This window comes from Bacillus sp. 9.4 (assembly GCF_055486415.1).
In genome coordinates, this window is record NZ_JBVFMU010000006.1 from 143,728 (window position 1) to 157,012 (window position 13,285).

14 protein-coding genes are annotated in these 13,285 nt (G+C 46.6%); 7 read left to right on the forward strand and 7 right to left on the reverse strand.

Annotated elements, in window-relative coordinates:
* The first annotated feature begins 19 nt into the window (after positions 1-19).
* From ACZ07B_RS20050 to ACZ07B_RS20060, 3 genes are all read left to right on the forward strand, one after another.
* Positions 20-442, forward strand: coding sequence for a MerR family transcriptional regulator (locus ACZ07B_RS20050; RefSeq protein WP_043857940.1), 423 nt, complete (start codon positions 20-22; stop codon positions 440-442).
* 65 nt (positions 443-507) lie between these two features.
* Positions 508-1,698: an MFS transporter gene (locus ACZ07B_RS20055; protein ID WP_264240322.1), complete on the forward strand. Its 1,191-nt coding sequence runs from the start codon at positions 508-510 to the stop codon at positions 1,696-1,698.
* A 291-nt stretch (positions 1,699-1,989) separates the two neighbouring features.
* The gene (locus ACZ07B_RS20060; protein WP_086343561.1) at positions 1,990-2,145 is read left to right on the forward strand and encodes a hypothetical protein; all 156 of its coding nucleotides are present in this window, start codon (positions 1,990-1,992) and stop codon (positions 2,143-2,145) included.
* 119 nt (positions 2,146-2,264) lie between these two features.
* Here ACZ07B_RS20060 and ACZ07B_RS20065 read toward each other — a convergent pair whose 3' ends face one another.
* On the reverse strand, positions 2,265-3,821 hold the full coding sequence (locus tag ACZ07B_RS20065; RefSeq protein ID WP_134156879.1) for an ABC-F family ATP-binding cassette domain-containing protein: 1,557 nt from the start codon (positions 3,819-3,821) through the stop codon (positions 2,265-2,267).
* A gap of 172 nt (positions 3,822-3,993) precedes the next feature.
* On the opposite strand from ACZ07B_RS20065, the gene ACZ07B_RS20070 reads away from it, so the two are divergent.
* Positions 3,994-5,124: a DEAD/DEAH box helicase gene (locus ACZ07B_RS20070; protein WP_015715493.1), complete on the forward strand. Its 1,131-nt coding sequence runs from the start codon at positions 3,994-3,996 to the stop codon at positions 5,122-5,124.
* Positions 5,125-5,192: 68 nt separating this feature from the next.
* On the forward strand, positions 5,193-5,639 hold the full coding sequence (locus ACZ07B_RS20075; RefSeq protein WP_217003318.1) for a GNAT family N-acetyltransferase: 447 nt from the start codon (positions 5,193-5,195) through the stop codon (positions 5,637-5,639).
* 48 nt (positions 5,640-5,687) lie between these two features.
* Here the strand turns inward: ACZ07B_RS20075 and ACZ07B_RS20080 are convergent, their stop codons facing one another.
* The 6 genes from ACZ07B_RS20080 to ACZ07B_RS20105 form a co-directional block, all read right to left on the reverse strand.
* Positions 5,688-6,707 carry an NADP-dependent oxidoreductase gene (locus ACZ07B_RS20080; protein ID WP_130573227.1) on the reverse strand — a complete coding sequence of 340 codons (1,020 nt, stop codon included), beginning with the start codon at positions 6,705-6,707 and terminating at the stop codon, positions 5,688-5,690.
* A 104-nt stretch (positions 6,708-6,811) separates the two neighbouring features.
* On the reverse strand, positions 6,812-7,612 hold the full coding sequence (gene yfmF, locus ACZ07B_RS20085; RefSeq protein ID WP_003233737.1) for a Fe(3+)-citrate ABC transporter ATP-binding protein YfmF: 801 nt from the start codon (positions 7,610-7,612) through the stop codon (positions 6,812-6,814).
* A 12-nt stretch (positions 7,613-7,624) separates the two neighbouring features.
* A complete protein-coding gene (gene yfmE / locus ACZ07B_RS20090) occupies positions 7,625-8,626 on the reverse strand; it encodes a Fe(3+)-citrate ABC transporter permease YfmE (RefSeq protein WP_003243506.1) in 1,002 nt (333 codons plus the stop codon).
* A complete protein-coding gene (gene fecD / locus ACZ07B_RS20095) occupies positions 8,623-9,624 on the reverse strand; it encodes a Fe(3+) dicitrate ABC transporter permease FecD (protein ID WP_015482945.1) in 1,002 nt (333 codons plus the stop codon). Before fecD ends, yfmE begins: the two co-directional genes overlap by 4 nt.
* Before the next feature lie 72 nt (positions 9,625-9,696).
* Complete coding sequence (gene yfmC / locus ACZ07B_RS20100; protein ID WP_464877593.1) at positions 9,697-10,644, reverse strand: Fe(3+)-citrate ABC transporter substrate-binding protein YfmC; 948 nt, start codon at positions 10,642-10,644, stop codon at positions 9,697-9,699.
* Between the two features lie 109 nt (positions 10,645-10,753).
* A complete protein-coding gene (locus tag ACZ07B_RS20105) occupies positions 10,754-11,122 on the reverse strand; it encodes a YfmB family protein (protein WP_003233730.1) in 369 nt (122 codons plus the stop codon).
* A gap of 242 nt (positions 11,123-11,364) precedes the next feature.
* Between ACZ07B_RS20105 and ACZ07B_RS20110 the strand changes: the two genes are divergently transcribed.
* Both ACZ07B_RS20110 and ACZ07B_RS20115 read left to right on the forward strand, forming a co-directional pair.
* The gene (locus ACZ07B_RS20110) at positions 11,365-11,712 is read left to right on the forward strand and encodes a YflT domain-containing protein (protein ID WP_003233729.1); all 348 of its coding nucleotides are present in this window, start codon (positions 11,365-11,367) and stop codon (positions 11,710-11,712) included.
* Positions 11,713-11,902: 190 nt separating this feature from the next.
* The gene (locus ACZ07B_RS20115) at positions 11,903-13,165 is read left to right on the forward strand and encodes a pectate lyase (protein WP_003244025.1); all 1,263 of its coding nucleotides are present in this window, start codon (positions 11,903-11,905) and stop codon (positions 13,163-13,165) included.
* Positions 13,166-13,285 lie beyond the last annotated feature (120 nt).

The window sequence follows — 13,285 nt, forward strand, 5'->3', positions numbered from 1 at the left end:
CGGCGAAGGGGGATTTACCTTGGAATGGATGAAGATTGATCAAGTGGCCAAAAGAAGCGGACTGACAAAGCGGACCATCCGGTTTTATGAAGAAATCGGCTTGATTCCGGCGCCGAAACGGACAGACGGCGGTGTAAGGCTTTATTCAGAGGATGATATGGAGGAGCTTGAGAAAGTCATCAGCACAAAAGAGGTGCTCGGTTTTTCCCTTCAGGAGCTTCAGCATTTCATGGAAACCAGCCGCCAGCTAGAGTTAAACAAAGAGGGGTATTTGTTGTCACTGGATCCTAAGGAACGGAAAGAAAAACTGGAGGAAATTCAGGAAACCCTGAATCACCAGCTGAGTTTGATTGATGAGAAAATCCGCACATTCCAAAGCTTTAAAGAACGCCTGCAAGGCATGAAAAATAAAGCGGAACGCGCCATTCAATCAATCGAATGAAAAGTTTGTTAAACGCTATTTTTGTAGCGTTTCTTTTAATGGAATAAAGATGGAGGTCAGGTCAAATGGATAAGACAACACAAGTGAATCAGAAAACAGGCTTGCTCAGCCAGCCAAAAGCGGTATGGGCTGTCGCGTTTGCCTGTGTGATTTCTTTTATGGGAATCGGGCTGGTCGATCCAATTCTTCCGGCCATTGCCGCACAATTACATGCTTCACCTAGTGAAGTATCACTCTTGTTTACAAGTTATTTGCTTGTAACCGGATTTATGATGTTTTTCTCAGGAGCCATTTCCAGCCGCATCGGCGCGAAATGGACGTTAATTCTCGGACTTATTTTTATTATTGTGTTTGCGGGGCTTGGCGGCAGCTCAAGCTCAATCGCTCAGTTAGTCGGCTATCGCGGCGGCTGGGGATTAGGGAATGCTTTGTTTATTTCAACAGCGCTTGCGGTCATCGTCGGCGTGTCAGTCGGCGGCAGCGCCCAAGCGATTATTTTGTATGAGGCCGCGCTTGGTCTCGGGATTTCTGTCGGGCCGCTTGCAGGCGGAGAGCTCGGAAGCATTTCATGGCGCGCACCGTTTTTTGGAGTATCTGTCCTGATGTTTATTGCGTTAATCGCGATTTCTTTCATGCTTCCGAAGCTGCCGAAACCGGCGAAACGCGTCGGTGTGTTTGATGCGATGAAGGCACTCAAATATAAAGGCCTGCTGACAATGGCGATATCGGCATTCCTATACAACTTTGGATTTTTTATTTTGCTAGCTTATTCTCCGTTCGTACTGGATTTAGATGAACACGGTCTTGGATATGTCTTCTTCGGCTGGGGCCTTCTGCTGGCGATTACGTCAGTCTTTACGGCGCCGCTCGTGCACAAAGCGCTGGGCACAGTGCGTTCGCTCGTCGTTCTCTTTATCGCCTTTGCGGCCATTCTCGTTATTATGGGGATCTGGACAGACCATCAGACTTTGATTATTACATGTATCGTTGTCGCTGGTGCTGTCCTCGGTATGGTGAATACGATCATGACAACCGCTGTGATGGGTTCTGCGCCGGTTGAACGTTCAATCGCGTCTTCAGCCTACAGCTCAGTCCGCTTCATCGGCGGCGCGCTCGCTCCGTGGATTGCAGGAATGCTGTCAGAACATTTCACTGCAAGCACACCATATACAGTAGGCGGAATCGTCGTTTTTGTCGGCATGCTTGTCCTTCTCATGGGACGTAAACATCTTGCTGGAATTAAGGCGGGGCATTAATAACGAAAGACACTGCGAAGATGCAGTGTCTTTTTATTCGTTATAATGCATCATAATCGAATTGGTGAAGGAAAGGACAACCTTTATGACACAATTTTACTATTTTTCGGCTGAAAACTCCCTTTAGAAACCGGTTTTTTCGGTCAGCAAGAACGGCGTTCGCGGAAAGGGCATCCGCTTCGGTCAGACATTGATGCGGCTGGGATTTATCTTGCAGAAGCTGAGAATGTGTCCGTTCATTTACGATTGCCATTTCAAGTGATGGTTCATGCTGTAGAGGGGACGTTTGCCATGGATAAGGCAAAACCTGACGAATATGATCATAAATGTTTAGAAACGCTCTATCAATACATACACAGCGTCATGAAAAACAGCTTTTCTCGGTCGAGTGGTTTACCGCTTGGGCAGATGAGGAGGATTTTGAGCTGTCTGCCAAAAGAGAGCTGACACTTGATGAATTCACATCTCCATTGCAGCTCATTTTAAAAGACAGAGAGCTTTTGAGAATCGTTCAGAAAAAATGGCAGTAAAAAACCCGCCCTTTAGCAGGCGGGTTTTTTTATAAATTAAAGCACTTTCGTCGTCCAAGACTCGCAGTTCCACGTTTCTGTCGCAATATCCATATAAAAGTCTGGCTCGTGGGAAATGAGCAGAATGGAGCCTTTATATTCTTGCAGGGCGCGCTTGAGCTCTTCCTTGGCATCGACATCCAAGTGGTTTGTCGGCTCATCGAGCACCAGCAGGTTTGTTTCTGAGTTGATTAGCTTGCACAATCTGACTTTCGCTTTTTCGCCTCCGCTTAATACGGAGACGCGGCTTTCGATATGCTTTGTCGTCAGTCCGCATTTTGCCAGAGCGGCACGGATTTCATACTGCGTATAAGAAGGGAATTCGCTCCATACTTCTTCGATGCACGTATTGTTGTTTGTTTCCTTGACCTCTTGCTCGAAATAGCCGGTATAGATGTGCTCACCGCGTTCAACAGAGCCCTCAAGCGGCTGGATTTCGCCAAGCAAACTTTTCAGCAACGTCGTTTTTCCGATCCCGTTTGCGCCGTAAAGGGCGATTTTTTGGCCGCGCTCCATGCGGAGGTTGAGTGGACGGGACAGCGGGGAATCGTAACCGATCACGAGATCCTTCGTTTCGAAAATCAGCTTGCCTGACGTTCTCGCCGGCTTGAAATGGAATTCCGGCTTTGGCTTTTCTGCCGCAAGCTCGATCATATCCATCTTATCGAGTTTCTTTTGGCGCGACATCGCCATGTTTCTCGTGCTGACACGCGCTTTGTTGCGGGCAACGAAATCCTTCAGCTCCGCGACTTCCTGCTGCTGCTTTTTGTAGGCCGCTTCAAGCTGCTGTTTTTTCACCTCGTAGACTTCCATAAACTGATGGTAGTCGCCGACATAGCGTGTCAGCTCTTGATTTTCAACGTGATAAATCAGGTTGATGACGCTGTTTAAGAACGGAATATCGTGGGAAATCAGAATGAACGCGTTCTCGTATTCCTGCAGGTAGCGCTTCAGCCATTCAATATGCTGTTCATCAAGATAGTTGGTCGGCTCATCGAGAAGCAGAATTTCCGGCTTTTCAAGGAGCAGCTTAGCGAGAAGGACCTTTGTGCGCTGTCCGCCGCTCAAATCCGTGACATCGCGCTCTAATCCGATATCGCTCAAGCCGAGGCCGCGGGCGATTTCCTCCACCTTGGAATCAATGACATAAAAATCATTGTTTGTCAGCGCGTCTTGAATGACGCCGACTTCTTCAAGCAGCTTTTCGAGCTCGTCGGGATCAGCCTCGCCCATTTTGTTGTAAATCTCGTTCATTTCCTCTTCCATCGCAAATAAATAATGGAATGCGTCTTTCAGGACGTCGCGAATGGATTTTCCTTTTTCCAGCACGGTATGCTGATCAAGGTATCCGACACGGACATTTTTTGACCATTCGACTTTTCCCTCATCAGGTTCAAGTTTTCCGGTAATAATATTCATGAAGGTTGATTTTCCTTCACCGTTTGCGCCGATCAAGCCGACGTGCTCGCCTTTTAACAGGCGGAAGGAAACGTTATTAAAAATGGCCCGGTCCCCGAAGCCGTGGCTTAAATCCTTTACAGATAAAATACTCATGTTTACACCTCTATCGTTATCAAACACGCACAATCGGCGTGTAATATTCACCCTTTTGATTATAAAGGAGGATTCGGAATGTTGAAAGGTATAGGAAAGAAAAAGAAAAATTGCGTTCCGGGCGAGGTTTTGAGATACTATGGAATAGATTTCAGGAATTGAGGAGAACAAAATGACGCAAACTTGGCCATTTTTACATAATGCACAATCATTTATACAAGAGAATTGGAATGCTTCCGGCTTTCAAACGCCAACCCCTGTTCAAGAGCAGGCAGCCCAGCTGATCATGGACGGAAAGGATGTCATTGCAGAATCGCCGACAGGCACAGGGAAGACGCTGGCGTATGCGCTGCCGGTTTTGGAGCGGATCAAACCAGAGCAAAAGCATCCGCAGGCGGTGATTTTAGCGCCTTCCCGTGAGCTGGTGATGCAGATTTTTCAGGTGATTCAGGATTGGAAAGCGGGCTCAGAGCTGCGCGCGGCTTCCTTAATCGGCGGGGCGAATGTGAAGAAGCAGGTCGAAAAGCTGAAGAAACATCCGCATATCATCGTCGGCACGCCAGGCAGGGTATTTGAACTGATTAAAGCAAAGAAACTCAAAATGCATGAAGTGAAAACGATTGTACTTGATGAAGCGGATCAGCTTATCCTGCCGGAGCATCGCGAGACGATCAAACAAATTATTAAAACGACATTAAGAGACCGCCAGCTTCTATGTTTTTCCGCGACACTCAAAAAGGAAACAGAGGATGTGCTCCGCGAATTGGCGCAAGAGCCTGAGGTGTTGAAGGTACAGCGAAGCAAGGCGGAGGCAGGGAAAGTGAAACATCAATACCTGATTTGCGACCAGCGCGACAAAGTGAAGCTGCTGCAAAAGCTGTCAAGGCTTGAAGGCATGCAGGCACTCGTATTTGTGAGAGACATCGGCAACCTGAGTGTATATGCGGAAAAGCTGGCATATCACCACGTTGAACTCGGCGTTTTGCACAGTGAAGCGAAAAAAATGGAGCGGGCAAAAATCATTTCCGCATTCGAAGACGGAGAGTTTCCTCTTTTATTGGCGACTGACATTGCCGCACGCGGTTTAGACATTGAAAACCTGCCATACGTGATTCATGCTGATATTCCTGATGAAGATGGCTATGTCCACAGATCAGGACGAACAGGCCGGGCCGGAAAAGAAGGAAACGTGCTGAGCCTTGTGACGAAATTGGAGGAATCAAAGCTGAAAAAAATGGCGAAGAAGCTTGGTGTTGAGCTGAGTGAAGCTGTGTATGCAGGCGGAAAACTGAAGACGAAATAAAAAGGAGGGCGGAAAGCCCTTCTTTTTTGTTGTAAAATAATAGAAAAGATTATGCGCGGGGTGGGAAGATGGTTTCAATAGACAGGTTTCAAGCAGTGAAGGAGTCAGAGCTGAAAATCCTTAAACACTGGTTTGAAAATGAGGATACCAGACGGAGAATGGATGGGATGCTGCCATTAGATGAGTGGTATGCACGAGTAAATAAAGATAAACACTATACTGTCATCATGGCGTATGATGGACAGCTGCCGGCAGGGATGGCCGTTATTGAGTTCGGGGAGGAGCGGACGTATATTGGATTGATCGTCAATCCCTTGTACCGGCTTCAAGGGTACGGAAAACGGATATTGCAAAAACTGCTGACCGAACCTGATTTTACTAGCGTACGGGAATGGGTGGCATGCATTGAAGAAGACAATCGAATCAGTTTAGCTTGCTTTCAAGCAACAGGATTCACTTTGGAAGATACGGAACCTGATGAAGATGGTTTTCTTACGCTGATTCTTCGCAGCTGACCTCATCTAAACACATAAGGAGGGCAAAAAGCCCTCCCGATTTCATCTTCAGCTCGGATCGCTGACCTTGATCAGCTGTTTCCCTTTATTTTCTCCCTTAAATAAACCGAGAAACGCGTCAGGAATGTTTTCGAAGCCTTCTGTGATGGTTTCCTCGTAATGGAGTTTACCAGCCTTCAGCCATTGGGCCAGCTGTTTTGCTCCCTCAGAAAAACGATCGGAGTAGTCGCTAACGATAAACCCTTGCATCAGCGACTTTGTTTTAATGAGTTTTGATTGAACACGAGGGCCCATGTCATCTGCTTCGCTTTCTGCGTTATAGGAAGAAATGGCGCCGCACACCGGAATGCGGGCAAATTCATTGAGCAGGTTCATGACCGCGTCTGAAATCGGTCCGCCGACATTGTCAAAATACACATCGACACCGTCAGGACAAGCGTCTTGAAGCGCTTTTTGGATATCACCCGCTGTTTTGTAATTGATGGCTTCGTCAAACTGCAGCTCCTGTTTTAAGTAGTCGATTTTTTCATCAGAGCCCGCGATACCGACAACTCGAGCGCCTTTGATTTTGGCAATTTGCCCGACTGTTGAACCAACGGCTCCCGCAGCTCCGGAGACAACCACGGTTTCGCCTTCCTTCGGGCGTCCGATGTCCAGCAATCCGAAGTATGCTGTTAAGCCGGTCATTCCCAAAATGCCGAGATAGGCCGAAGCGGGAGCAAGGCTTGTATCAATTTTTCGCAAGGCAGACTCGCTCACAGCGGAAAATTCCTGCCAGCTGAGATTTCCGATGACGATATCGCCTTTTTTCAGATGATTCCCGTCTGACACAACTTCAGCGATAACCCCGCCAGAAAGCGCTTCATCTAAAGCGAACGGCTCAACATATGATTTCGTATCCTGCATACGGCCGCGCATATAAGGGTCAACCGATACATAAAGCGTTTTGACAAGCACTTCCCCTTGCTTGGGTTCAGGAACCGGAATGGTTTCAAAGCGAAAGTCTTCATGAACAGGAATACCTTGTGGACGTCTTGCTAATTGAATTTGCTGCTGAGATGCTGTCATTTTCATCCTCCTATCACTTGGTTGACACCACTGTAACATGGACAGGAGAGGAAATACAAAAGGTAAGCTGGCATACAAAAAAGGAGAGGGGGCTCCTCTCCTTTTCATTTCGCCCGTAATTTCGGGCACAGTCCCGTCGGCAGGCACATTGGCTTCTGGTCGATCGGGCTTCTCATGATGCAGCATTCCAAGCCGAAGACTTCACGGAAAAATGGCTGGGTGAACACATCTTCCGGTGTTCCGGCATTGTATATTTTTCCGTCCAGCACACTGATCAGATAGTCAGCATATTGAGCGGCTTGGTTTAAATCATGGAGCACCATGACAACGGTGCGGCCATGGTCGCGGTTCAGCTTTTTCAGCAGTTCAAGCACTTCAATCTGGTGTGAGATGTCTAAATACGTGGTCGGCTCATCAAGCAAAAGCAAATCAGTGCCTTGCGCAAGTGCCATGGAAATCCAGGCTCTTTGTCTTTGGCCGCCTGAGAGGGCATCAAGTGTCCGATCCTTCAGTTCAATCATGCCCGTTGCTTCCAGTGCCCACTCTACCATGTCATGATCCTCTTGGGTATGCTTGGATAACAGCTTTTTGTGAGGATGTCTGCCAAAATAGCATAATTCCTCTACCGTCAATCCTTCAGGAGCCTGAGGAGATTGTGGAAGAATGGCCAGTTTTTTTGCGACTTCTTTTGATGGCTGGCGGTGGATGTCTTTTCCTTCTAGTAGCACTGTACCGCTTTTCGGGGCCATCAGCCTGGCGAGCGATTTGAGGATTGTTGATTTACCGCAGCCATTAGCGCCGATGAGCGCAGTGATTTTTCCTTCTTCTATCTTTAAGTCGACTCCGTCAATAATCACTGTACTGTCATATGAAAGAGTGAGCTGGTCTGCAGCCAGTTTTCCCATGGTATCCTCTCCCTACTGTTTCCTCGCTTCGAATTTCAATAAATATAAGAAATAAGGCGCGCCGATCACGGCTGTCAGTATTCCGGCAGGTATTTCAACCGGAGGCATGATGCCGCGCCCTAACGTATCTGCAATTAATAATATAATAGCACCAATCAATGCCGATGCAGGCAGTAAATATTTAGCTTTTTCTCCGGTAAGCCGTCTGGCGATATGCGGAGCAAGCAAGCCGATAAAACCGATTGAGCCGACGACGGCTACACAGCTTCCCGCCAGCGCCACCGCGGTGAAAATCAGGATGAATCTCAGCCGGTTTGCGTTTTCTCCGAGACCCTGTGCAAGCTCATCCCCGAGTGACATAAGATCCAGCTTCGGTATGAGTATGCAGACGATCGGAAAAAGAATCAAAAGCCATGGCGCAAGCAGCTTGACTTCTTCCCAGTTTCTTCCCCAGAGGCTTCCTGTCAGCCAAATGAGTGCAGCATTCACGTCGCCTGGAAACTTGACCATCATATATTGCATTCCGGCGTGGCAGACCGCGCCTAAAGCAATGCCTGATAAAGCCAGTGAAGAGGGCTGAATGCTCTTTTTTCGGGCTATCATTAATAATAGTACAGCAATAATGGCGGCTCCGGCAAATGCGGAGAACGGAAGCACATATACCGGCGACTCAGGAAAGATGAGAATCACAGCCATCGCCGCAAGTCCGGAGCCTTTTGAAATGCCGACAACGTCGGGGGAAGCGAGCGGATTTCGGATCACACCCTGTAAAATCGCTCCGGCAGCGGCAAGCCCAGCACCGGCCAAAATCGCTAATATAATGCGGGGCAGACGATATTGCTGGATGATAAATTCAAAGGAATGATCCAGTCCCAGCAGATTCGTCACTACCGCATCAGGTGAAATGTATAATGCACCGATTCCAATGCTGATGACGGACAGAACGATCAAAATCACGGCCAATATGAGTATCGCCAGCAAGGGGCGTTTTTGTTTTCTGGTTGTTTTCTTCATTTCAGATGCCGCCCTTTCCTTGCCAAATATAAGAAAAACGGCGTTCCGATAATCGCGGTGACAATGCCGACCGGTGATTCATAAGGAAATGCAATCCATCTGGCCAGAACATCTGCGTACACCAGCAAAATGGCACCGAATAGTGCCGAAAACGGAAGCACGTATTGATAATGTTCTCCGATCAGCTTGCGGACAATATGCGGGACGAGCAGCCCGACAAAGCCAATCGGCCCGGCGACGGCTACGGAAGCGCCGGAAAGGATTAAAATAATCAAACTGATCAGAATCCGGATGCCGTTCATATTTTGTCCAAGCCCTTTTGCTGTTTCGTCTCCGAGACCGAGAACAGAAACAGAACCGGAAAATACGAGGGCAAGCCCGATGCCAATGACAGAAAACGGAGCGATGGTTATGACGTCCTGCCAGTTGCTGCCGTCGATTGCGCCTGTCATCCAGTACAGAACATCCTCACCTGACTCATTTAAAATAATGATGGCCTGTGTCATAGAGGAGAGGAACAAGTGCACGGCCATTCCTGACAGCGCCAGCTTGACAGGTGTCATTCCGCCGGATGAGGCAATCATATACACAATCGCGCCGCCTGCTGCCGCACCCGCAAAAGCGAATATAACAGATGAATAGGGCGATGCCGGCAGAATGACGAGAGAAGCAACGACAAAAAGCGATGCACCCGCATTCACACCGAAAATTTGGGGTGAAGCCAGAGGGTTTCTGGTCATAGCCTGCATCAGCGCCCCTGCTACAGCTAGGCTGGCGCCGACAAAAACGCCGATTAATGTGCGGGGAAGGCGAAGAGTAGAGATGATGAGCTGTTCCTTTGAACCGTCCCATACAAAAAGATATTTCAATGAATCTATGATGCCGATGTCTGAGGCTCCTACTGAAAGATTCAGCCCAAGCCCAAATATAAAAATAATCAGTGCAATGATGAACATCATCAGTCTTGATGATGAGCGCCGTTTGGCTGAATGATACAACAGTCTCACTTCCTTACTGCGTCTGGTTGCAAAAACGAAGAAGCAAGGATTTCCCCTCGCTTCTCATTTGTCCTATTTATTATACACTTTTTTAAGCACATCTTTGGCGCTTGTTTCACTAGACTTGATGCCTCTGAATCTTGTCCAAGTGTCACGGTCCGCATCATAGACTTGTCCTTTTTTCACCGCTTTGAGATTTTTCCAGAGCGGGTTCGTTTTCCACTCGTCTACAATGGTTTTGCCTTCGTTGGCTGAGATGAACAAAATATCAGGATCGATTTTGCTCAATTGCTCGAGGCTGACCTCTTGATAGGCGTTATCTGACTTCACAGCGTGTGTAAAGCCTAGCATTTTAAAGATTTCTCCGTCATAGGATGATGATGTATGAAGCTGGAAGGAATCCGCCCTTGCAACGCCGAGAACGATGTTGCGGTTTTCATCTTTCGGAAGTTCGGCTTTTAGATCGTTGATGACTTTTTTGTGATCGGCAAGCTTTTCTTTTCCTTCATCTTCTTTATTTAATGCTTTAGCAATGGTCGTAAAGCTGTCGATCGTTTCGTCATATGTCGCTTCACGGCTTTTTAATTCAATCGTCGGGGCGATTTTTTTCAGCTGTTTATAAATGTTTTTATGGCGCTCAGCGTCAGCGATGATTAAATCAGGCTTCAAGGAACTGATGACCTCAAGATTGGGTTCGCTGCGTGTGCCTACAGATGTGTAATCAATGGAGCTGCCGACAAGCTTTTTAATCATATCTTTTTTGTTGTCATCGGCGATGCCCACCGGCGTAATGCCGAGATTGTGAACGGCATCCAAGAATGAAAGCTCAAGCACAACCACCCGCTTAGGTGTGCCGCTTACTGTCGTTTTTCCTTCTTCGTCATGGATCACTCTGGAATCCTTAGACTTGCTTTCGCCGCTTCCGTTGTTATTCTGGCTTGATGAACAGCCGGATACAATGAGGCAGGCGAGCAATAAAACACTCATGATGGCAATCAACTTGTTAGAATAGGTGCGCATGTCATTCTTCCTTTTTTCAGATTTAGTAATGAGAATCATTATCACATGTAACACTATAATAGCATGGCTTATCATGTCAATATTTTTTTAGTAAAGAAAGCTGCGTTTTTTACTGCTTTCTCATGAAAGCATCATCAGACACAAATAAGTGGTATGCAGCGTTACCGTGTCTTCGAGACAAAAACGCATGGGCGTTGGCTTTAGAGGTTTCGAACATATCAGCAGTGACATAAGGAAGGAGAGTGCTGAGATAACCGGACAATTTCTTTTCTATTTCATCTGTTAGTGCAAATTCAATGTCGCCGATATTCATGATAATCGAGAAAACAAAGTCGATATCGATATGAAAATGTTCCTCGGCAAAAACCGCAAGCTCGTGAATTCCTGGTGAACATCCGGCACGCTTATGGAAAATCTGTTTGACTAAATCACTCACAATCCAAGCATTGTATTGCTGTTCTGGTGAAAAATATTGCATTAGACATACCTCCTGCTCGTACGGATAAAGGCAGCATTTCATGGTCGTGTGCTCCGTGCAGCGGCTTCTCTTTAATTTTGACTTTTCTGAAAATGGTCCCGTTCCTATCACTTTACCATGGACGGAAAATAAATAGCTACTACCATTCTTCCTGTTTTTCTATTCAATGTTCTGGAATCTGTTTCAGGTACAGACGATCGGGTATGAAAGAAATATAGAAAACATGAAGGAGGAATATCGACATGAAACCAGTTGTAAAAGAGTATACAAATGACGAACAGCTCATGAAGGATGTAGAGGAATTACAGAAAATGGGTGTTGCGAAAGAGGATGTATACGTCTTAGCTCACGACGATGACAGAACGGAACGCCTGGCAGACAACACGAATGCCAATACGATCGGAGCCAAAGAAACAGGTTTCAAGCACGCGGTGGGAAATATCTTCAATAAAAAAGGAGACGAGCTCCGCAATAAAATTCACGAAATCGGTTTTTCTGAAGATGAAGCCGCTCAATTTGAAAAACGCTTAGATGAAGGAAAAGTGCTTCTCTTTGTGACAGATAACGAAAAAGTGAAAGCTTGGGCATAAAGCAAAGAAAAAACCAAAAGGCCAATGTCGGCCTTTTGGTTTTTTTGCGGTCTTTGCGGTGGCATTTTGCAGAATGCCGCAATAGGATAGCGGAACATTTTCGGTTCTGAATGTCCCTCAATTTGCTATTATATTTTTGTGATAAATTGGAATAAAATCTCACAAAATAGAAAATGGGGGTACATAGTGGATGAAAAAAGTGATGTTAGCTACGGCTTTGTTTTTAGGATTGACTCCAGCTGGCGCGAACGCAGCTGATTTAGGCCACCAGACGTTGGGATCCAATGATGGCTGGGGCGCGTACTCGACCGGCACGACAGGCGGGTCAAAAGCATCGTCCTCAAATGTGTATACCGTCAGCAACAGAAACCAGCTTGTCTCGGCATTAGGGAAGGAAACGAACACAACGCCAAAAATCATTTATATCAAGGGAACGATTGACATGAACGTAGATGACAATCTGAAGCCGCTTGGTCTAAATGACTATAAAGATCCGGAGTATGATTTGGACAAATATTTGAAAGCCTATGATCCTAGCACATGGGGCAAAAAAGAGCCGTCGGGAACACAAGAAGAAGCGAGAGCACGCTCTCAGAAAAACCAAAAAGCACGGGTCATGGTGGATATCCCTGCAAACACGACGATCGTCGGTTCAGGGACTAACGCTAAAGTCGTGGGAGGAAACTTCCAAATCAAGAGTGATAACGTCATTATTCGCAACATTGAATTCCAGGATGCCTATGATTATTTTCCGCAATGGGATCCGACTGACGGAAGCTCAGGAAACTGGAACTCACAATACGACAACATCACGATAAACGGCGGCACACACATCTGGATTGATCACTGTACATTTAATGACGGTTCGCGTCCGGACAGCACATCACCGAAATATTATGGAAGAAAATATCAGCACCATGACGGCCAAACGGATGCTTCCAACGGTGCTAACTATATCACGATGTCCTACAACTATTATCACGATCATGATAAAAGCTCCATTTTCGGATCAAGTGACAGCAAAACCTCCGATGACGGCAAATTAAAAATTACGCTGCATCATAACCGCTACAAAAATATTGTCCAGCGCGCGCCGAGAGTCCGCTTCGGGCAAGTGCACGTATACAACAACTATTATGAAGGAAGCACAAGCTCTTCAAGTTATCCTTTCAGCTATGCATGGGGAATCGGAAAGTCATCTAAAATCTATGCCCAAAACAATGTCATTGACGTACCGGGACTGTCAGCTGCTAAAACGATCAGCGTATTCAGCGGGGGAACGGCTTTATATGACTCCGGCACGTTGCTGAACGGCACACAGATCAACGCATCGGCTGCAAACGGGCTGAGCTCTTCTGTCGGCTGGACGCCGTCTCTGCATGGATCGATTGATGCTTCTGCTAATGTGAAATCAAATGTTATAAATCAAGCGGGTGCGGGTAAATTAAATTAAGAAAGTGAAAAACACAAAGGGTGCTAACCTTTGTGTTTTTTAATTAATTAAAATGTTTATTAACTTAGTTAAGGAGTAGAATGGAAAAGGGGATCGGAAAACAAGTATATAGGAGGAGAC